Source organism: Paenibacillus sp. FSL K6-2859 (assembly GCF_038008265.1).
GTDB classification, from domain to species: Bacteria; Bacillota; Bacilli; order Paenibacillales; family Paenibacillaceae; genus Paenibacillus_AQ; species Paenibacillus_AQ nitricinens.
Genome location: NZ_JBBOYU010000001.1, coordinates 3,911,843 through 3,931,270 on the forward strand (window position 1 = coordinate 3,911,843; position 19,428 = coordinate 3,931,270).

Genomic DNA, 19,428 nt, shown 5'->3' on the forward strand with positions numbered 1-19,428 from the left:
AACAAAATCCGACACTATTACTGAAGCTCAAAGGGTAGTACCTTTTGTTTATCTTTCAAGTATCCATTATTCATTAGACAGAGGTGTATTCTTCTGCATTTTAATATTGTAGAATCTTAACACAGAGCGTTAAATCATAAGAAAATCAAAGGAGAATATCAAATGATACGAAGACTTACGGAGGATGACCGGGAACTTCTAATGGCGTTGCTACAAAAAGAGCCTGCTCTTAATTTGTTCATCCTTGGAGATGTAGAGAATTTCGGGTTTGAACAGGATTTCATGGCATTGTGGGGAGAGATAGATCCATCTGATGGCCTTATAAAAGCCGTTCTATTACGTTTCTATAGAAGCTATCTTCCTTACGCAGATGGGCCGTTTGATGTGGAAGGATTCGCAACAATCATGCGACAAGATAACGATATCCATATGATTTCCGGTGTAACCGAAGTGGTAAAAGCCTTTGACGGAGTAATTAACTTTAAACAAGAAAAGCAATTGTACTTTGCTGAATTAAAGGAAATGAACTCCAAAATTAAACGGTACTCTTCTTCCGCTGAAGACATTAATAGAGCAACCATTCAGGATGTGGAAGCGATTTGTTCGCTTACAGATACAATCGAAGAGTTTGAAAGCAGTCGGGCTGGATCGAGGACAAGCCTACGTAAAACATTGTCTACTGGCACTGGCCGCACATATTACATGAAACGTGAAGATCAAGTGATTACAACGGCCTCAACATCAGCGGAAAATTCCATGTCAGCTATGATCGTAGGGGTTGCCACTCATCAAGCATTCAGAGAGCAAGGATTAGCTACAAGCGTAGTTGCACAGCTATGCACAGACTTACTCTCTGAAGGGAAAAATTTATGCCTCTTTTATGACAACCCTCATGCCGGGGTCATATACAAACGACTTGGATTCCAAGATATCGGTTCTTGGAGCATCGTGTACATGTAGGCATGCATAAACGCCCTCGGCGTTCTTATTAGGACGGTAAACGTTATGCGAGAAATATTAGATATAAGGGAGATGTGAAAAACTTATACTTTCTAATATTTTGAAATATAAGCTCAAGCTTTAACTTTGCTGCACCACAGCTCACGGATATCGCGAGATTCATCCCAAGTTCGTTCAGCGGCGATATACTGAAATAAAGGCTCTATGTATTGGGCGGCCTTCTCGTAGCCGCCTAGAGAGCGTAGCTGCGCCAGCAGAGGGGGTACTGCGTCGCGCAGCGGGGATTTATCGCCGCCGTAGTAGGCGATATGCAGTTCTTCCCGGTCGAGCGGGCGCAGCGTCAGGTCTTCATAATGGCTCACGATTAGGTGAGCCAGATAGACCGCGCCTTTAGCGATGACCGGGGATACCAGGAAGCTCGGCAAGGTCCGGTACTCAAAGCCGCCATGCGGCTGAATCCGGAAATCGCCGAGCACGCCGTAACGAGGACGACGCGCTCCCGCGCGGACATCCTCAAGCAAAAGCATCGGCAGCGCGAGATAGTTGTCGAGCGCGCGCAAGAGCGGCGCCGTCAGCGTCACGCCGCTGAAGTGCAAATGGCCGCCGAGGGCCCAGCCCGTCAGCGGCATGCCTCCCGCCCGCCAGCGCAGCGAGCGGTCGGCGATAAGCCGGTCCGCCGTAGCCGCGGCGGACATCAGCTGCGCCAGCAGCGCGCGCGGTTCCCCGCGCGGCTGGGGGCGCAGCTCGGCGACCGGGAACGCGCCGCGTGTTCCCGGAGGTCCGGCGTCGCACCCTGCGACGCCGTCCGTGGGCAGGTACCGCGACGCAGGCACGACGCGGCCTGTGGACTCCCGGAGGATGATAAACTCCGGGTCCATGCCCATGAGCATGCCGCTGCGGCCTGGCTGCTCCAGAGCAAGGCTACGTTCCAGCGCTAATGCTGCGGAACGGTAAGGCTCTGGCAATGATTTGCCGGAACCTTGTAGTAGTGGAGTGACTCCCTCCACGACATACCTCCGGTTCCCCATTGCCCTCAGCACGACCTCACCGCTATCCAGCCCCAAGCTGTACAAAGTCCGGACCGCAATACGCTGAAGTAATTTCATTACTCCTCGCCACTCTCCTGGTACAGCCCCGGCTAGCACATCGGAGGCTGCGCGCATACCCGGACCTGCTCCTAGTGGAGTGATCTGCAGAACACTCAAATTATACACGAGTATGTTATAACACTGTTTATGGGCCTTATGGGAAGACAGAGAATCATATGTAACTTCTAAGCGATTTCTTTCACCAGTGATCTGTTTTCTCCGCAGAGATACTTCTGAGCCCTTCATTTGCAATAGTTCCTGCTTACTAGACGAAGTAAGAGCCGCTTCAATCCCACTCCGTAATAATCTGGACACTCTCTGTGCTGTTGATAATCCCGAATACACCTTAAAGCCCTCATTCATCCTTCTGACCCTCCATCCATCGCAGCCTAAGATTGAAAGCCCTGCATTAGCACTTCTTGCCCATTCATACGAATCAAGTTGTTCATAATCCGCTCTGATTCCATTTTTAATTCTAAAAATAAATAAAAAAAAGGAGGGCATTCGCCCTCTACGCCGCCGCCCTCCCTACATATAATGGACCATAACCCATCAGTACTCAGTTAGCGGCGGCGTATCCTTCCTTACAGCTCATCATCCAGATTGTCAGGGTCTAGATCATCGTAATCGAAGCTATCACCTTCAAAATCATAATCCTTGTCTTCCGGATCATCGCTTTGCTCAGTGACATACACACGGACTTTGGTCTCAGCCACCAACTCCACCTCGAATTCGCGCTCTACGCGAAGCGTCACACTGCCTCCGCCTGGCGATACGCCCGCTTCTACACAGTTGGGTTCCTGCGTTGCCTCCGCAGAGACCTCAACGGTAGAAGTGCGGTGTCTCGTGTCCAGGTACGAAAGCGGAATGAGCTCCACATAGGAGACCGTTTCCTTAGCTACCTCGGTCTGCTTGTTCTTGTCGTACGAGTACCAGATGTTTACATCGTAAGTACCAATTACTTCGATTCCGTTCCCGGCGGCAACCGCTTCGTACTGGTGGTTGATAATCCAAGCCCCCAGAATACTAGTCGGGTGATGTGGCGGAGTCACGGTATGGGTTGCTGTAGAGAACTTACGACCTTTGCCGCAAATTGCCTTCGTAATGATCTCCCTTGTTTGACGTTTATGGCTTAATGACATCTTTAAACCTCCTCCATACAATCATTCACTATCAAGTGTATGCAGGTTCTAGGCATTTGTTGATTGTTAGTCTATAAATAAATTTGAGTAAGCCCTCCAGAGCGTCTTATCAGGAGACTTATAGTTCATTTTATTTCAAAATTTGTACAGATATGAGTAGATTATAAAAATGGTCCAGCCTAATACATATCCGTTCTGAACGTTAAAAAACCTTTATAAAGCCCGTTATTGCGGGATTACGCGCACAATACCAATAGATCTATGTTTGCTCAGGTCAATAAAATCGTCATCAATATTCACGAGGGGACGCAGTGGATCAGTAGCAAGAATCATAATGATTTTTCCTGTCCGTCCATCTGTCAATTCCACTTCATTCCCTATCATTGACTGCATTAACTTATTAATAAAGACTCTACAAATATAAGGGTCAAGCTTGCCAAATACGCTTTCCTCCATCTGCAACAACACTTCATAAAGAGGTGAAGCTTTACGATAGAACCGGTCGGATGTCATCGCATGGAACACATCTGCTACTGCAACAATTTTACTGAAATCAGTGATCCGATTCCCAAGTACGCCGAAGGGATAACCACTGCCGTCCATTCTTTCATGATGCTGCAGGGCGACGAGCGCTTGCAAATGATTGGTTCCAATAGTGTCCCGGATCATTTCGTAACCATAGGTCGTATGCTTTTTCATTAGCTGATACTCTTCAGCGGTCAACGGGCCCGGCCTGGTTAATAATTCATCCGGAATCCTCATTTTTCCGATATCGTGAAGGGTCGCTGCGATCGTTAGCATACTTAAATCCTCAGGCTTTAATTTTAGCCATTTACCTAGCAATGTAGATAAAATACCAACCGCTACATTATGTCTGTATGTATAATCATCCTTGGACTGCAAGGCAGCCAATACGCCGTAAAAGTCATTCTTTTCGCTTACCTGCTGGATAAACGGAATGACTTCATTTCGAACTTCAAGCATAGGAATCCGTTTGTTTTTGTTCTGACGAAGCTGTTCAAAAATATTCTCTATCGCAGCTGTGCAATCATCGATTGCAAGTTGGAAAAATTCCGCGCTATCCAGCTGTACGACGTCATGAGACTCTAGCGTGATCTTATGTTGATGGATTAATCGTATATGCTCAGCACTTAATAAAGTCAATGCGGGTAAAACAAATACTCCTTTGTCATTAAAAAGATTAGCTATAAGCTGTTTTCCTATAAATGATTCCATAACTTTATCCATACGCCTCACCTGCCAATGCGGAAAATTCGCCTACCGAACTTCCTGCTATTATTTGAACTCACCATAAAATCGTTAATCATATCCTGTGATCAACTTTTAGCTCATACATATCTTATCGTGATTTTGACAGAGATAGTTAATACTTCAGTTTATTAAAGCCTCAATTTAAGCCTTATTTCGAATCTTCAGACGTTTCTCCGGCTTGTAACTGACCGGGATTTTATGTCGCTTAGCGATCTTTAAATAAAGTGCCAGTTCCCTGCATAATTGAAGGATAGCTGAGCGCACTTCAAATTCCTCACGTGTCTCTGGCAGATCCATTTCTTCGAATTCTCGTGTCAACTCGTCCAGTAAATGCTCAGTTCGTCCAGTATATTCTTCCGCAAGCACATCCCCGCTAAGCTGGTCAAATAACTCAGCAACCATCTCCCCATGTGGTAAATGGCGATACACTTGAGAGAGCAGCTGCACCATACTTTGAATTGATTCCAGTTGCTCCTTCCGCATGTAGAAATAAACATTCCATGCTTCATCAGGATGAATAACATGATTCTCCATTTCACGGGTAGCGGCCGTTAGTCCCCGCTGTACTGCATTATCTGCGTCAATTAATTCTTTGCCGTCCCAAATATACGCAGGATCTCGAAGCGTTCGGGCCATCTGGGTAAAAATAACCGAAAAATAGCGATCCACTTCTTTACGAATTCCATAAATGACTCCACTAGTCTGAGGCATGTAAATCAAGTTTACCAGCCCTGCTGAACCGAGCCCAATAGCCAGAAGCTCTATTTGCTGCAGCAGGACATGAAGCGATAGTTCAGCTTGTCCAAACACGCGAAACACGATAACCGAGCTGGTGACAATCCCTTCTTTGTAGCCAGATTTCACAATCATCGGGAAGCCTACGAGTACATACAGCCCGAGCACCCAGTAATGGAACCCTAGAAGCCAGAATAGGATGCAGCCAAAAAAGAGTCCCACGAGCGAGGCTAAAAAACGAGCCGTTATCGTTCGGAAACTCCTTTTCAAAGTAACTTCTACACCCAAAATTGCCAGCAAGCCTGCACTCTGCGCATTAGGTATACCTACTGCAGATGCAACTAGTACGGATAATAACGTAGCTGCTGCTGTTTTAATCACACGAAATCCCATAGCCTTATCTCTCCTTACAAGCACTAACCCAATAAATAGGTAAAGATATAGACATGTTACAAGATTTTGTGTACAGACACAATATTACATAAGGTTCATCGCCGGGATAACAATCGCTTCTCAAGATATACCACTAATTGATACATTGCCGTAGCCACGGCCGCAATAATCAAAAGACTAGACATTACGAGCGTAAAATTAAACACCTGAAAACCATAAATAATCAGATATCCGAGACCCGATTTAGCGACCAGAAACTCCCCTACAATAACCCCTACCCATGACATCCCTACATTCACCTTTAGGGTGGATACCACCGTTGGGAATGAAGCTGGGAGAATCACTTTAAAGAACACCTGAACTCTGGAAGCTCCGAAAGAGCGAACCACCTTGACCAGATTCGGGTCCACGCTACAAAAACTGTTGTATACAACAAGCGTCGTAATAATTACCGTTATAGATAAAGTAGTAACAACGATAGCAGTGAATCCGGCTCCGAACATGACGATAAAAATCGGCCCCAGCGCCACCTTCGGCATACTGTTAAATACGACCATATACGGATCAAGCACTGCGGATAAAAAAGGAGACCACCAAATAATTACAGCGAGCAGTGTCCCTAGCAGCGTTCCCAGTACAAAGCCTACCGCAGTCTCACCTACCGTCATCCCCAGATGCGGCCACAGGCTTCCACTAACCATATCTCCCCAAATCTGTCGGAAGATTTTGGTGGGATAGCTGAATAATAGCTCATCAATCCATCCCATCCTTGCCCCTGCTTCCCAGAGAACAAAAAACAGAAGCAACAGGCTGCTTCTTACGACCATCACCTGATTACGCCAGCGGTGCTTCTTTTTTTTATAATTTCCGTGCATTTGCTGCAGCCACTGTTCACGGGAAGCTAATAATCCCGATTGCTCCGTATGCCTCATTAGCTTTCCCTCCCTGCAATCTCCATCTCTTTCCATATTTCATGAAAAAGCTCCGAAAAGCCTGGCAGATCTCGCGCAAACAGCGGAGGTGCTGACCGAATTTGCTCTGGCACTGAAAATACTTTACGGATCTTCCCTGGATTTCGTTGTAGAAGAATAACACTGCTACTTACTGCAATAGCCTCTGATAGATCATGCGTGACTAAGATTGCAGTCGTTCCCCTGCTGCGTAAGGTCTCAGAGACCAAATCCTCCAGCTGTAATTTGATCTGGTAATCAAGCGCCGAGAACGGCTCGTCTAATAGAAGCAGTCCAGGATTCGTAGCCAAGGTACGTACCAGAGCGACTCTCTGGCGCATCCCACCTGATAACTGAGAAGGATAGGCGTTCTCTTTTCCCTCTAAACCCATCTCTTGAAGAAGCTCCAAAGTCCGCTTTCTGCTCTCCTCGTTCAAGCTTCCAGTCAGCTCCAGACCTAGCACGGCATTGTCCAGAATACTCCGCCAAGGAAAAAGATAATCCTGCTGCAGCATATACCCAACCTCTGGTGAGGGACCCGTAATGGGCTGGCCATTTACGAATACATCGCCTTGAGAGGGCTGCAGCAGTCCTGCAATAATTGATAGAAGAGTCGTCTTGCCGCAACCACTTGGTCCCACTAAGCTAACGAACTCTCCTTGCTCGACATTAAGGTTTAGGTCCTCAACGGCCAGTGAAGCTTCTCGGTCGCCAAGATAGGCATGCGTTACTCCCTTTAATTGCACTACTGGAAGCATTGTCAGCCCCTCCTTCAATTTTACACATCTTATTTAGGATCTTCGGTTCTCTCTTATTTTGAAGTGCTGCTCTTTATGCTCTTCTCTGCTTTCTCAGCAAAGCTATTATTCACTATTTTGTCAGCGGGAACGCGTTCTTTAAGCTCACCAGCATTATCAATGACATCGAGCAGATTGTTCCATTCTTCTTGATCAATAATCGGATTAACCGCATAGGTATCCTGTTCCTTATAACGTTTGACTGCAGAAATCACGATATCTTTGTCTGTCTTATCAAAATAAGTCATTATCGCATCCGCAATTTCTTCAGGGCTATGTTCCTTCACCCAAAGCTGTGCACGCTGGATCGCATTTGTGAACTTCTGCACCGTGTCTCCATTTTTACTAATATAGCTGTTCTTAGACATAAACACGGTGTACGGTAAATAGCCGCTCTCCACACCAAACGAAGCCACTACTGACCCTCGGCCCTCACGTTCAAAGATTGAAGCCTGCGGTTCAAACAGCTGCACATAATCGCCTGTACCTGAAGCATAAGCACCGGCAATATTGGCAAAGTCAATATTTTGGATCAAGGTTATATCTTTTGTTGGATCTATTCCTTTTTTAGATAAAGTAAACGCACCTGCCATTTGTGGCATTCCGCCTTTTCTTTGCCCCAGGAAGGTAGAACCCTTCACTTTATCCCAGTTAAACGCTCCGTCTGCCTTGCGGGCAAACAGGAACGTTCCATCCCTCTGAGTCAGCTGTGCAAAATTAATGACCGGATCATCTGAACCCTGTTGATACACATAAATGGAGGTTTCTGAACCTACCAATGCAACATCGATGGCACCTGAGAGGAGTGCAGTCATGGTTTTATCTCCACCAGGGATCGTCTGTAGCTCTACGTCAAGCCCTTCATCTTTAAAGAAATTTTGTGATAAGGCAACATATTCGGGTGCATAAAAGACAGAACGGGTGACCTCACCAATCTTCACCTTTACCAACTCTGACTTTCCGCCGCAACCGGCAAGCACTGAAAAGCATAAAGTAATGATCATGAGCGACAATGACAGCTTTTTCCTAATCTTCATTCTTCATTCTCCTTTCTTACCGGGTCCTTCGCCCTTGCTTAAAGCATATGCAGATGCCTACTAAAAGGTTAAAACCTTCAATAACATAGGGAAATCCGAGAATAACCATGATACTAGCGACTTTTATTGAAATAATGGATAAATATCGATTCATTTGCTGTTTTTGTATCTGTGCAAACGTTTTACCTAAGGGGATGCATTCGAGTACTATAGGAAATAAAGCGCTTTCCATTTCTTGTATTAGAAAATTTGCAATAGAAGGAGTTTTTACATTTGTATAAAGATGCTACGTTCAAAACCAAAAAAATTACAATATGCTCTCTGGTGTGCATCAGCCTAACCACATTACTGCTGTCTGGTTGCACTGGTAATTCAATCAACAAAACACCTGTTGCCACGCCCTCCCCTAGAGCAGGCTCCATTCAGAGCACCGCTGCACCCCAAGCTGGAAAAGTTATAAATAAGACGGACGAACAACCTTCCACCGTTTATTATGAATTATTTGTTCGTTCCTTCTATGATTCAGACGGCGATGGCATTGGAGATCTCAAAGGGATCACCCAGAAGCTGGATTACTTAAATGATGGGAATCCTGAAACCACGACTGATTTGGGGATTGGCGGGATTTGGCTCATGCCCATCAACCCATCACCAAGCTATCATGGATATGATGTAACTGATTATCGTGCGATTAATCCTGAATATGGGACGATTGAGGATATGCAGGAGCTTATTACAGAGGCGCATAAACGAGGAATTAAAATAATTATGGACTTGGTTGTGAATCATACCTCCAAAGAACACCCATGGTTCGTAGACTCGGCTAAAAACAGTGACAGCAAATATCGTGATTGGTACGTCTGGGCCGAGGATCAAGGTCGTCCCGCAAATGGAGCCAGCGCTGCTGGCGGTGGCAATGCATGGCATTCTATCCTTGGCAGTCATTATCTGGGCGGATTTTGGGAAGGCATGCCTGATCTGAATTTCGATAATGCAGAAGTTCGTACTGAAATGAAGGACATCGGAAAGTTTTGGCTGGAGCAAGGAGTGGATGGCTTCCGACTAGATGCTGCGAAGCATATCTACGAAGATCTCTTGAGTGACAAAACTGAGGCTACTACTGCTAAAAATGTATCCTGGTGGCAGGAGTTCCGCAAGGCTATGAATGAAGTAAACCCAGAGGCATACATTGTTGGCGAGGTCTGGGAGAATTCTGCTGTCACTGTCGGAGCTTATTTAGATCAAGCATTTGACTCAAGCTTTAACTTTGGCTTAGCAGAAACACTAGTGAACTCTGTAAAAACTGAAAAAGATAGCGGGACGGCCTTTACGCTGGAACGAACCTATAAATTGTATTCCAAAATATCCGTTAACCAATTTACCGATGCTACTTTCTTGACAAATCATGATCAAAACAGAGTTATGAGTCAATTAGACAATAACCCGAATCATGCAAAAATGGCAGCAGCCCTACTGTTAACTTTGCCTGGGAATCCTTTTATCTATTATGGTGAAGAAATTGGAATGCTCGGTGTGAAGCCAGATGAAGGACTTCGAGAGCCTATGAGATGGAGTGCAGCCGATCAAGGAGAGGGGCAGACTACATGGGAGGCCGGACGTAATAATGCGGGTGCGATAAACGTTGATGTTGAGAGCCAGCTGAATGACAGTGGTTCAATGCTAGAAAGATATCGTGAGCTTATTGCACTAAGAAATGAGATTCCTGCGCTCCGGGATGGCGGAATCCGTGACTATGCTTCTGGCAATCCCGGGGTTATGGCTTACGAACGACTAACAACACAGGATCAGGTGCTCGTCGTTCATAACCTTACTGGAGAAGAACAAACCGTTGTACTGCAACCCAATGTCGAGGGTTTCTCTTACTCCAAGATCTTAAAGACGATTGCTGTCAAATCGATCTTGAATTCAGATCAACTTACCCTCCCTCCTTATTCAACCGCTATTGTGGAGTGAGAAATGAGGAAGAATGTAACACCCACTTTGTTACTGACCCACATAATTGAGCTTTTGAAATCGGGAGGGCTATAAGCCAGTCTTTGGATGGATCACTGCTCATTCGTAACAACCAGCCACTGGAATGATCGCCCAAGAAGCGTGCTTTCTGGAACCTCCATCCACTGTCACTGGATGTGCAAAGTCGTAATTCTCCCTCCGACATGAAGCACTTCATCACCCGTGCCAGCTGGATGGAATGTACATCATCCCCTGTCTCAGCTGCTAAACAATCTGAGAGCATTTGCAGCGTGGATGAACATGAGCTTTTTTTCAGCTCCTCAAACTTTATTTTTGACATTAGTAATGCCGGAATCCCATGATTGTAAAGCTCTTTCATGTTCTCACATTCGAACAGCTGAAGACAAAAGCTCTCCATTTCACTTTCATCCTTTAATTCATAGGGAAGGGTTTCCGGGTTACTATTGCAGATTACTAGTATCCTGTCTTTATGTATTTGCAGACACAGATCCTTCATTTCCTCCTTCTCTTTATATTTCAATCTACAGATCCGTTCTGCGGTTAAACCTGTATGTAACTGATCCAGAACTGCTTGCCCCTTTGCTTCATCTGGAAATAAAAAATGCGTTAAATCGGCCAATCCATTGTCATTCACATCATTGTATCCTTCCTGTATTTCATATATATGTATATTAATCTAACAATCTTTATGTTATCATAAGCTAATTTTAAGGTAAAATTAAGAAACAAAGGGTATTATCATTAACATGAAATACTTTTAGCGAGGTGTCTTCAAAATGAGAATGCTCATCACATTTCAGAACAAACTTGTACCTGTGTATTTCACAACAGAAAATAAACAGCCCACTCAAAAAGTACTTAGATTACTTAACAGTACGTTGGAGCTCAAAATTCAAAAGGGCAAGAATGCCATCCAGAAATGCCTGAATTCATTAATTAGTATCGAAATTAAAGGCTCTGAGGCTATATTGCACAGTTATAGTGAGAATGATTCATTGGCGCTATCCCTCTATTAATAGAGGGGTAGTTTTTTTGTGAAGTTTCTTTTATCCTTTGGCAGACAAAACAGCAAGTCTCAGAAAGAGACTTGCTGTTTTTAAGTTTGCTGCTTTAGTAATGAATGATTACATGAGTTTGGAGCAATTTCAGCTAATTTTATAGTTCTTATTCTCTGCTTTTTCAGCTTTCTGTATCCGAAGTTTAAAGAGTCTCACTAAATTTTGGCGTGTATGCTCTTCGTGACAGCTATCCAATTTCTTAATGATAAACCGATCAATGGACATGTCCATCGCTCCTTTTAATTCATTCAGATCCTTATGGATATAGGGAATATTTTCCTGTTACCTTGTAAGTTTATTAACCGGGATTTGTATTTTTCAAACTCTGTTTCCTTTATAAAATACTCATTTCCCCAAAAAAACAATTACAAAAAAATAATTTACAAACAAAAGAATACATGCTATATTATTTATAGTTAATATTAAATACACACATTCAAGGGAGCAATCATAATGTCTAAAGTTTTATTTATCAAAGCAAACAACCGTCCAGCAGAACAATCCGTAAGCGTTAAGCTTTACAATGAATTCTTGGAGAACTACAAACTCAACAATCCAGAAGATGAAATCACTGAACTTGATCTGTTTGCAGAGCAACTTCCTTACTACGACAATACCCTGATCACTGGTATGTACAAAGCTGCTCAAGGCTACGAACTAACAGCTGAAGAAGCAGCAGGTGCTGCTGTAGTTAATAAATATTTGGAACAGTTTATCGCTGCTGATAAAGTAGTATTCGGTTTCCCACTGTGGAACATGACTGTACCAGCTGTATTGCATACTTATGTCGATTACCTTTGCCAAGCTGGCAAAACCTTCTCTTACACTGCTGAAGGTCCAGTTGGTCTTTTGACAGGTAAAAAAGCAATCGTTCTGAACGCTAGAGGTGGTATTTATTCCGAAGGTCCTGCAGCAAGTGCTGAAATGGCTGTTAACTTCATCGTTGGTAACCTTAACCTCTGGGGTATTAAAGATATTACTCAAGTCATCATCGAAGGTCATAACCAACTTCCTGCACAATCCGCTGAAATCATTGAGAACGGATTACAATTGGCAAAGGAAACTGCTGCATCGTTCTAATACAAGCCTATAAAAGAATTTAATAAAAAGGGTGACCCTGAGTGGTCACCCTTTTTTTTGATTATCTAGCCTATTTAAATACTACCCTTGGCCCCGTCGCTGTCTATAAAGTTCTTCTAATACTCATCAAGTTCTTTACGCCAGCCGTACCCTCTAGTCCTTGTCGAATGAACTTTAGAAGAAGCTGCGGTTTTTCTCTTGAGCTTCACCTCTTTCGTGCTTTGGTACATCAGCTCCCGCTGTGTCTTCCGGTAGTTCAGCAGTCTCTTCTCTTCCAACTCACCGTTTTGAACCGCTTCAAGTACCGCACAGCCCTCCTCACGTTCATGTCTACAGTTACTAAACCGACATCCAGCACCTAAGCTGCTAATATCACTAAACGCCAGATCTAATCCACCTTCATCTTCCCATAGCTGCAGCTCACGCATCCCTGGTGTGTCCACTATGATTCCTCCGTCCGGCATAATAAACAGTTCACGGTGGGTAGTAGTATGGCGTCCACGGCTATCGCCTTCTCTTACATCCTGTGTAAGCTGAAGGTTCTTTCCACATAACCAGTTGACCATCGTTGATTTGCCGCAGCCAGATGAACCCGTTAAAGCTACTGTCTGTCCATTCCCAATGTAAGGCAGCAGTTTCTCACGGCCATTATCTTGCAATGCACTAACCGCATGAACTGGCACACCTGGAGCGGCGCTTTCCATTTCGGCAATTTTACTCTCTGCATCTAGGCAAAGATCCGCTTTGGTCAGTAGAATGACTGGATTGGCTCCGCTGTTCCAAGCCATGATTAAGTATCTCTCCATCCGCCGAACATTAAAGTCATCATTCAAAGCACTGACCAGAAATAAAGTTTCTACATTCGAGGCAACAATCTGCTCCTCTTGTGTGTTACCAGCTACCTTGCGTGAGATGACACTATGCCGAGGCAATATCCCATGTAAAATCGCATGCTCGCCGCCATCCTGCATGGAAAGAGCCACCCAGTCGCCGATCGCTGGAAAATCACCTGAAGCGACAAACGTATGTCTCAGCTTGCCTGATAGCTCACCCCATGTCTCTCCCAAATCAGTCATTACCCTATACTTACTACCAAAATCGCCTACAATTCTTCCGGGAACAAGGCGTTTATCCTCCGTCTCCTTCCACTTTTCACCCCATTTTGAACTCCAATTTTCATTCCAACCATATTGCTGTATGTTAGTCATTCGAATCCTCCTAAAGATCTGTTTAAGTTTTTATTTTTATTTACTAAGTACTTCCAGCATTCTCCGAGAACATAAAAAGCCGCCAGGATTTAAGACTCCGGCGGCGGTCACACTTCATGAACTCTTCTAGGACGAAAAGGACAAAAAGTGCACACATAATCAGAAAAATGTCTCATCCTAAAGACAAGGATAAGTTCATTTTCCCGTGCGATATATAGAGAAATAGACAATTAACTACAATTCCTATCGATTCTATATACGCAAAAAAGCCGCCGGACCCAATACGGTTCCCGCGGCTCTAATAAGCGTAATAGAGCTTACCTGCTAAACTGCACGAATAACTTATTCGGCAGCCGCTGTTCCCGGAAGACACGTATCCACAACAGTTGAGTTCATTACATTTAAAACTGTCATAAAACATCGTCTCCTTCCGAAATAAGATGCTGTTATCATAAACGGCTCTGCCGTATAATGTCAACTATAAATTTTGATAAATTACAAAATGGACTTAAGCTCGTTCAACTCGCAGATTATCTTCCAAGGTTGTATGTCCAACTGATCGTCCCAGGCATGTTTTCTTTGCAGCCAAATGCCTTGTAGCCCTGCTTTGCCTGCACCCCAAATATCATTTACAGGGTGATCTCCAATAAACAAAGTCTGATCTGCAGTAACTCCCAATCTGTCTAATGCAAGTTGATAAATCTTAGGATCGGGCTTAGCCATTCCTGCTTCTCCAGAAATAACAATAGCCTTGAAGTAGTCTCGCAGGGCAAGGGTATCAATTTTGGTGTTCTGGATATCTACTTTGCCGTTGGTAACCAGACCAAGTATATAACCTCGCTCCTTGCAGTACTTCAGAACGTCCACCGCATCCTTCATTGTAACACCATGATTGATATAACTTGCATCATAATACGTACGAATATGTTCAGCCGTAACTGGCGTTTCCCAAGGCAGTACCTCGCTTAGCTCTACGAAGAATCCGTCCTTATCACGGTATCCATCAGCATCTCTGTGAATCATATCCTCGATTACCCTCTGCGCTTCTTCAGCTTCCAAATGTCCTAGGAAGTCCTGAACAAACTGTATACTAAAACTGCGAAAGGTATGATCACGATCCATTAACGTATTATCCAAATCAAATAATATAGCTTGTATCTCTTTCATCAAGCGATTCCCCTTATATGCTGTTGATTTCAGAATTGAATATTCAGAAATCTATTGTACTATGTCTCTAAAGACAATGAAAAGACCATTTTGTAAAAAGGAAAAGCTGTCTCCCCTTCTACCGAACAGTCTATATATGCTTTAAATTAAATTGTTTCATTGCTCAAAATGCTCCGCTCGATGTGTCAGCATCATTTCCTCTTCTGTAATATACAGTGGAAAAGGAGGGGTTTCTTTGAGATAACTTTCTGTCGCTAACAATCGATAATGGACCTCAGGTAACCAGGCATCTTCAACAAGTGGCAGCTGACCTGTATCACTGATATAATTATCGACAGCCGACTGGACCATGTCAAGGTAATACGGAACAAGCTTATCTTCTTCCTCGAAAACTTCATATGTCTCGCGTGACATGTAGAAATTCTGTTCTGGAATGCCTCCTAAATATCGTGTTAGTCTGCTCAAATCTATTCTTTTGTCATCAAGGATTAAAGCTGTTCTATTAATGAGCGCAGGCATATCCTCTTCAAACTGTCTGATCGCCTGCTTGACTTGATTTAGGGTAACGGTGAAATGTTCCGATTGGGGTTGTTTTTTTGTGCGTTTGAAAAACATAAGACAAGTCTCCTTTCGAAAAACTATCTTTGTTAACGCTTACAATTATATTATATTCGAATTCCTCCCTCTTAATCAAGATAAACCTAATAGACACACTTTGTTAATAACTTCATGAACATTATTTGACATCTTCCCAACGAGTCCATACTTCTTGAGGATTAAGCTCATATTTGTCATTCTCTCGATACATAAACTGATGCATTATAAATTCACGCCGAATAGTAGCAAAATCTTCATGAAACTGCTTAATGAACTCGTTAATTTCCTTCTCAGAATAAACCACCCCCGGCTCTAGCTTCTCAACCATGTACTGAAGTGCGATCAGTTTCTTCTTATATTGTGCCGGAATTTGCCGAAGCCGCCCATCCTTCGAAAAAAAATTACGCAGTACAGACTCCTTTAGACTACTTCCAGGTGATTTCTCCTCCATATTCCTCGCTCCTTTTGAAAAAATAAACTGAAGTGAAGACTCAGCACCACTGCTAATGAACTCTGGATTCAACTTGAAATAAACCGTATTTTTATCACGTCGTTCCTTAATTAATGCCGCTTCACGTAACTTCGCAGCATGATGAGTTACTGTTGGTTGCGATAAATTCAATTTCTCAGCCAGCGCTTGTCCGTGCATTTCTCCTTGTGACAGAAGCAACAATAAACGAAGACGCGTTGGGTCAGCCAAAGCTTTATGATAGTTCACTATTTTTTCTACCTGCATTGGAATCACACTCCTTCACCTTCATAAGCTAGATGATCATTAGATATATATCTAATTATATAACAATCAACATTATGCTTGCAATGGTTATTGTGTTTAATCTTATGGTTATGGCAAAATGAATGAATTTAGGGTAGGATTTAAAGAAAAGATAGTAACAATCAGGAGGTAACCCACTGTATGAAAGATGTAATTATTATCGGTGCAGGTCCATGCGGCCTCTCGGCAGCTATCGAATGCCAGCGCCAAGGACTGTCCAGTCTCATTATTGAAAAAAGCTTTATCGTTCACTCCATTTATTTGTATCCAACAAATATGCAATTCTTTAGTACTGCTGAGTTATTAGAAATCGGAGACGTTCCTTTCACCTCGACCAATGATAAACCTTACCGCCACGAAGCTCTTGTCTATTACCGCCGGGCTGCGGAGCAGTATGGTCTAGATATTGCTGCTTATGAAGAAGCGTTATCCATTGAGCCACTGGAAGATGGAACCTATGCTGTACATACGTCCAATATGCGTGGTGAGCATCACACACGTATCACTGCAAATGTCGTTATCGCTACAGGTTATTTTGATCAACCGAATATGATCGGTATTCCAGGGGAAGAACTCCCTAAAGTTACCCACTATTTCGGTGAAGCCCATCCATATACAGGGATGAAAGTTACTGTCATTGGTGGCAGTAATTCTGCAGTAGATGCAGCACTGGAGCTTATGCGTGTTGGAGCTACAGTCGATATGGTCTATCGTGGTGAGAGCATTTCCTCGAATATTAAGCCTTGGGTTCGGCCAATCTTTGAAGGGATGGTACAAAAGGGCAAGATCACTCTACATCTGGAATCACGTGTTACTGAAATTACGGCTAGTTCGGTTATAGTTACAAGTCATAATGGAGACAAAAAATCCATAGATAATGATTTCGTCCTTGCTTTGACTGGCTTCCGGCCCAGCCGAGTGCTTCTCACTTCTGCCGGCGTTGTTATGGATGACGATATGGATAAGCCAGCTTTTAATCCTTCAACTATGGAAAGTAATGTTCCAGGTCTTTATGTTGCAGGAGTAATCGCTTCAGGCCGTAATGCGAATGAAGTATTTATCGAGACAGGTCGTGGGCATGGTAAACTTATCGCGGATCACATTCTTGCGAAGCGCAGTTCTCACAATAAGGAGTTGAACGATTAAGATGGACATGACCTCTTTGCTTTTGCTTGGTCTTGCTGCGCTCGGTATTATAAGCAGTAATTCCCCTGTAACAATAGCAATGGTCGTCCTACTACTGCTAAGAGTTCTTGGCCTGCAGCAGACCTTCCCTTGGCTTGAGAAATATGGTTTAACCATCGGGATAATCATTCTTACGATCGGGGTCATGACGCCTTTGGCCAGCGGTAAAATATCGCTGCAGATGGTCGGTCAGTCCTTCCTCCACTGGAAGTCTCTTCTTGCAATTGCGATCGGCATTCTCGTCGCTTATCTTGGCGGGCGTGGAGCCATCCTTATGACCAACCAGCCCACAGTTGTTGCGGGTCTCCTGATCGGAACAGTGATTGGCGTTGCATTGTTCAAGGGTGTCCCTGTAGGGCCGCTTATCGCAGCCGGTATATTGTCGCTCTTGATTGGCAAAATGTAACCGGTGGGTAACCATTCAACACAAAAATAGAGCAGCAATTCTCCACTAACGAGAGAATCGCTGCTCTATTGTGTATTTACTCAGCCTGAGAAATGGACTGTGGAATTTCATGTGACGATCGTTTTTCTACAAACAACAGATCACCAACCTCATGCTCTGTTTGAATTTTTTTCAGTTGAGCCAAAGCTTCTGCTTCTGTATTGAAATACCCAGCTTCCACCAGGAATAATCCCTTCTGATCCTTTAATACGCGCACGTTCTCTAACCCGAATAACATCTCTTCAGCCATTCCTTGGCTCTCGCCAGCTGGCTCTGAGAGTGTTCTAAGGGAATATATAGAAATTCCTTCCCCCACATTACCCTTCTTATCCTCCAATGTAATTGCAACCTGTGCCGGTTCCTTATATTCCTTCACCTCATAAGCAACTGGCTCTTTGAAGGTTACATTGAAACGTATCATCGAGTCATCCAATGTAATTAAAGGATAAGCATCTTGAACATACTTGCTTTCCTTTAATGTCTCGAGATCTTTAACAGCTGAGAAGTTCCTTGCCCCGCTCACGGTTACGGTCATTGTATAAGGATTGTCAGTGAATTTTACGTTATAAGAGCTTGCTAGGTCTTGCGTATTGTCCGAATTTGCAAAGTTTAAAATCATTTGATCACTGTTCTTCTGATGTTTCAATGAAATGAAATTGACATCTACTCCATCCTGAATCGTACCGCCGCCTGCACTTCCATCCGTAAATTTCAATACACTTACAAGCTTACCGAGCACTGGGACATCATTCATACTATCCGCGAAGGCTGGCACCGTATTTACCCCTACTGTAAAAGAAATAATAACTGCTGCTGCAACTGATCCTGTCCACTTTAATCCATTCATTTTCGTTCCTCTTTTCTGTTGTTTATGAAGTTTTCCTCTTTCAATCCCTTTACGAGAAGCTTGTGAGAGTTCTTCGGGGATTTCAATATCGTTGTATGCTTTCTGTAACCGTTCAAGTTGATTATCCAAAGTACTCACTTCCCTTCATATTTATTTTTAATTTCCCTAAACCCCGATAGATGACGGTTTTTACAGAGCTCTCTGGCATTTCCATTACTCCCGCAATTTCTTTAATAGGTAAGTCTTCGAAATATCTCATAACAATGATCATTCTTGATTTTTTATCAAGGACACTTAACGCCTCCTTTAGATCAATGACATCTTCTATCGGTTTTGAAACATAGCTGACTTCAGGATTTTTATCCATATACACGATTTTTTTAGATTTCCGGATAAAGTCCAAAGCACAATTGACGGCTATTTTTGTAAGCCAAGATTTAAAATATTGAGGTTGCTTCAGTTTATGAATAGAGATATACGCTTTGTAGACGGTCTCCTGTACAATCTCCAGCGCATCATCCTTATTCCTCACATAGGAGTATGCCATACGGTAAAGACGCTCCTGCATCCCATCTATTAATGCAGTAAAGCTGTCTTCATCACCCGCTATCGCCTTTTCCTCCAGCTCTGTTGTATTCAAGTTCTCACTACCTTTCATGTTGCTTATACTTTTTAGACGCACGTGATATTCAAAAAG

At 43.6% G+C, this 19,428-nt stretch carries 20 protein-coding genes; 6 read left to right on the plus strand and 14 right to left on the minus strand.

Annotation, left to right across the window (positions count from 1 at the left end; translation table 11 throughout):
* The first annotated feature begins 162 nt into the window (after positions 1 to 162).
* Positions 163 to 960 (plus strand): GNAT family N-acetyltransferase, encoded by a 798-nt coding sequence (locus tag MHB64_RS17490; protein WP_341135020.1) that lies wholly within the window; start codon positions 163 to 165, stop codon positions 958 to 960.
* Between the two features lie 113 nt (positions 961 to 1,073).
* Here the strand turns inward: MHB64_RS17490 and MHB64_RS17495 are convergent, their stop codons facing one another.
* The 7 genes from MHB64_RS17495 to MHB64_RS17525 all read right to left on the minus strand — a co-directional run bounded on the left by MHB64_RS17495 (position 1,074) and on the right by MHB64_RS17525 (position 8,374).
* The gene (locus tag MHB64_RS17495) at positions 1,074 to 2,066 is read right to left on the minus strand and encodes a putative amidoligase domain-containing protein (protein WP_179283561.1); all 993 of its coding nucleotides are present in this window, start codon (positions 2,064 to 2,066) and stop codon (positions 1,074 to 1,076) included.
* A gap of 566 nt (positions 2,067 to 2,632) precedes the next feature.
* Complete coding sequence (locus MHB64_RS17500; RefSeq protein ID WP_036687755.1) at positions 2,633 to 3,190, minus strand: outer spore coat protein CotE; 558 nt, start codon at positions 3,188 to 3,190, stop codon at positions 2,633 to 2,635.
* Positions 3,191 to 3,415: 225 nt separating this feature from the next.
* Positions 3,416 to 4,438 (minus strand): HD-GYP domain-containing protein, encoded by a 1,023-nt coding sequence (locus MHB64_RS17505; RefSeq protein WP_094868905.1) that lies wholly within the window; start codon positions 4,436 to 4,438, stop codon positions 3,416 to 3,418.
* A 165-nt stretch (positions 4,439 to 4,603) separates the two neighbouring features.
* Positions 4,604 to 5,590 carry an aromatic acid exporter family protein gene (locus MHB64_RS17510; protein WP_094868904.1) on the minus strand — a complete coding sequence of 329 codons (987 nt, stop codon included), beginning with the start codon at positions 5,588 to 5,590 and terminating at the stop codon, positions 4,604 to 4,606.
* 95 nt (positions 5,591 to 5,685) lie between these two features.
* Positions 5,686 to 6,522, minus strand: a complete 837-nt coding sequence (locus MHB64_RS17515; protein WP_094868903.1) for an ABC transporter permease — start codon at positions 6,520 to 6,522, stop codon at positions 5,686 to 5,688.
* A complete protein-coding gene (locus tag MHB64_RS17520) occupies positions 6,522 to 7,298 on the minus strand; it encodes an ABC transporter ATP-binding protein (protein ID WP_094868902.1) in 777 nt (258 codons plus the stop codon). Before MHB64_RS17520 ends, MHB64_RS17515 begins: the two co-directional genes overlap by 1 nt.
* 53 nt (positions 7,299 to 7,351) lie before the next feature.
* On the minus strand, positions 7,352 to 8,374 hold the full coding sequence (locus tag MHB64_RS17525; protein ID WP_094868901.1) for an ABC transporter substrate-binding protein: 1,023 nt from the start codon (positions 8,372 to 8,374) through the stop codon (positions 7,352 to 7,354).
* Between the two features lie 273 nt (positions 8,375 to 8,647).
* Here MHB64_RS17525 and MHB64_RS17530 point away from each other — a divergent pair, with 273 nt between their 5' ends.
* Positions 8,648 to 10,348: an alpha-amylase family glycosyl hydrolase gene (locus MHB64_RS17530; RefSeq protein WP_256989702.1), complete on the plus strand. Its 1,701-nt coding sequence runs from the start codon at positions 8,648 to 8,650 to the stop codon at positions 10,346 to 10,348.
* On the opposite strand, the gene MHB64_RS17535 is transcribed toward MHB64_RS17530, so the two are convergent.
* The gene (locus tag MHB64_RS17535; RefSeq protein WP_094868900.1) at positions 10,335 to 11,003 is read right to left on the minus strand and encodes a hypothetical protein; all 669 of its coding nucleotides are present in this window, start codon (positions 11,001 to 11,003) and stop codon (positions 10,335 to 10,337) included. The two genes, MHB64_RS17530 and MHB64_RS17535, sit on opposite strands and share 14 nt — an antisense overlap.
* Positions 11,004 to 11,145: 142 nt before the next feature.
* On the opposite strand from MHB64_RS17535, the gene MHB64_RS17540 reads away from it, so the two are divergent.
* Both MHB64_RS17540 and MHB64_RS17545 read left to right on the plus strand, forming a co-directional pair.
* Positions 11,146 to 11,385, plus strand: a complete 240-nt coding sequence (locus tag MHB64_RS17540) for a hypothetical protein (protein WP_042128392.1) — start codon at positions 11,146 to 11,148, stop codon at positions 11,383 to 11,385.
* Between the two features lie 495 nt (positions 11,386 to 11,880).
* Entirely contained in the window at positions 11,881 to 12,507 is a 627-nt protein-coding gene (locus MHB64_RS17545; RefSeq protein ID WP_042128394.1) for an FMN-dependent NADH-azoreductase, read from the plus strand.
* 116 nt (positions 12,508 to 12,623) lie between these two features.
* Here the strand turns inward: MHB64_RS17545 and rsgA are convergent, their stop codons facing one another.
* The 4 genes from rsgA to MHB64_RS17565 all read right to left on the minus strand — a co-directional run bounded on the left by rsgA (position 12,624) and on the right by MHB64_RS17565 (position 16,215).
* On the minus strand, positions 12,624 to 13,715 hold the full coding sequence (rsgA, locus tag MHB64_RS17550; RefSeq protein ID WP_094868899.1) for a ribosome small subunit-dependent GTPase A: 1,092 nt from the start codon (positions 13,713 to 13,715) through the stop codon (positions 12,624 to 12,626).
* A 495-nt stretch (positions 13,716 to 14,210) separates the two neighbouring features.
* Positions 14,211 to 14,882 carry an HAD family hydrolase gene (locus tag MHB64_RS17555; RefSeq protein ID WP_341135021.1) on the minus strand — a complete coding sequence of 224 codons (672 nt, stop codon included), beginning with the start codon at positions 14,880 to 14,882 and terminating at the stop codon, positions 14,211 to 14,213.
* 156 nt (positions 14,883 to 15,038) lie between these two features.
* Positions 15,039 to 15,497 (minus strand): DUF3939 domain-containing protein, encoded by a 459-nt coding sequence (locus MHB64_RS17560; RefSeq protein WP_094868897.1) that lies wholly within the window; start codon positions 15,495 to 15,497, stop codon positions 15,039 to 15,041.
* 121 nt (positions 15,498 to 15,618) lie between these two features.
* The gene (locus MHB64_RS17565) at positions 15,619 to 16,215 is read right to left on the minus strand and encodes a DUF2087 domain-containing protein (protein ID WP_341135022.1); all 597 of its coding nucleotides are present in this window, start codon (positions 16,213 to 16,215) and stop codon (positions 15,619 to 15,621) included.
* Positions 16,216 to 16,395: 180 nt separating this feature from the next.
* Here MHB64_RS17565 and MHB64_RS17570 point away from each other — a divergent pair, with 180 nt between their 5' ends.
* Both MHB64_RS17570 and MHB64_RS17575 read left to right on the plus strand, forming a co-directional pair.
* The gene (locus MHB64_RS17570; RefSeq protein WP_094868895.1) at positions 16,396 to 17,400 is read left to right on the plus strand and encodes a YpdA family putative bacillithiol disulfide reductase; all 1,005 of its coding nucleotides are present in this window, start codon (positions 16,396 to 16,398) and stop codon (positions 17,398 to 17,400) included.
* Between the two features lies 1 nt (position 17,401).
* Positions 17,402 to 17,845, plus strand: a complete 444-nt coding sequence (locus MHB64_RS17575; protein WP_042188929.1) for a DUF441 domain-containing protein — start codon at positions 17,402 to 17,404, stop codon at positions 17,843 to 17,845.
* Positions 17,846 to 17,921: 76 nt separating this feature from the next.
* Here the strand turns inward: MHB64_RS17575 and MHB64_RS17580 are convergent, their stop codons facing one another.
* A complete protein-coding gene (locus MHB64_RS17580; RefSeq protein ID WP_341135023.1) occupies positions 17,922 to 18,860 on the minus strand; it encodes a DUF4179 domain-containing protein in 939 nt (312 codons plus the stop codon).
* Positions 18,853 to 19,371 (minus strand): sigma-70 family RNA polymerase sigma factor, encoded by a 519-nt coding sequence (locus MHB64_RS17585; RefSeq protein ID WP_094875273.1) that lies wholly within the window; start codon positions 19,369 to 19,371, stop codon positions 18,853 to 18,855. The genes MHB64_RS17580 and MHB64_RS17585 overlap by 8 nt, the downstream gene beginning before the upstream one ends.
* Positions 19,372 to 19,428 lie beyond the last annotated feature (57 nt).

What these genes read in the sequence shown, in the direction of transcription:
- MHB64_RS17490 (WP_341135020.1), top strand. Translation starts at nt 163, where the DNA reads ATGATACGAAGACTTACGGAGGATGACCGGGAACTTCTAATGGCGTTG.
- MHB64_RS17495 (WP_179283561.1), bottom strand. Translation starts at nt 2,066, where the DNA reads ATGAAATTACTTCAGCGTATTGCGGTCCGGACTTTGTACAGCTTGGGG.
- MHB64_RS17500 (WP_036687755.1), bottom strand. Translation starts at nt 3,190, where the DNA reads ATGTCATTAAGCCATAAACGTCAAACAAGGGAGATCATTACGAAGGCA.
- MHB64_RS17505 (WP_094868905.1), bottom strand. Translation starts at nt 4,438, where the DNA reads ATGGATAAAGTTATGGAATCATTTATAGGAAAACAGCTTATAGCTAAT.
- MHB64_RS17510 (WP_094868904.1), bottom strand. Translation starts at nt 5,590, where the DNA reads ATGGGATTTCGTGTGATTAAAACAGCAGCAGCTACGTTATTATCCGTA.
- MHB64_RS17515 (WP_094868903.1), bottom strand. Translation starts at nt 6,522, where the DNA reads ATGAGGCATACGGAGCAATCGGGATTATTAGCTTCCCGTGAACAGTGG.
- MHB64_RS17520 (WP_094868902.1), bottom strand. Translation starts at nt 7,298, where the DNA reads ATGCTTCCAGTAGTGCAATTAAAGGGAGTAACGCATGCCTATCTTGGC.
- MHB64_RS17525 (WP_094868901.1), bottom strand. Translation starts at nt 8,374, where the DNA reads ATGAAGATTAGGAAAAAGCTGTCATTGTCGCTCATGATCATTACTTTA.
- MHB64_RS17540 (WP_042128392.1), top strand. Translation starts at nt 11,146, where the DNA reads ATGAGAATGCTCATCACATTTCAGAACAAACTTGTACCTGTGTATTTC.
- MHB64_RS17545 (WP_042128394.1), top strand. Translation starts at nt 11,881, where the DNA reads ATGTCTAAAGTTTTATTTATCAAAGCAAACAACCGTCCAGCAGAACAA.
- rsgA (WP_094868899.1), bottom strand. Translation starts at nt 13,715, where the DNA reads ATGACTAACATACAGCAATATGGTTGGAATGAAAATTGGAGTTCAAAA.
- MHB64_RS17555 (WP_341135021.1), bottom strand. Translation starts at nt 14,882, where the DNA reads ATGAAAGAGATACAAGCTATATTATTTGATTTGGATAATACGTTAATG.
- MHB64_RS17560 (WP_094868897.1), bottom strand. Translation starts at nt 15,497, where the DNA reads ATGTTTTTCAAACGCACAAAAAAACAACCCCAATCGGAACATTTCACC.
- MHB64_RS17565 (WP_341135022.1), bottom strand. Translation starts at nt 16,215, where the DNA reads ATGCAGGTAGAAAAAATAGTGAACTATCATAAAGCTTTGGCTGACCCA.
- MHB64_RS17570 (WP_094868895.1), top strand. Translation starts at nt 16,396, where the DNA reads ATGAAAGATGTAATTATTATCGGTGCAGGTCCATGCGGCCTCTCGGCA.
- MHB64_RS17575 (WP_042188929.1), top strand. Translation starts at nt 17,402, where the DNA reads ATGGACATGACCTCTTTGCTTTTGCTTGGTCTTGCTGCGCTCGGTATT.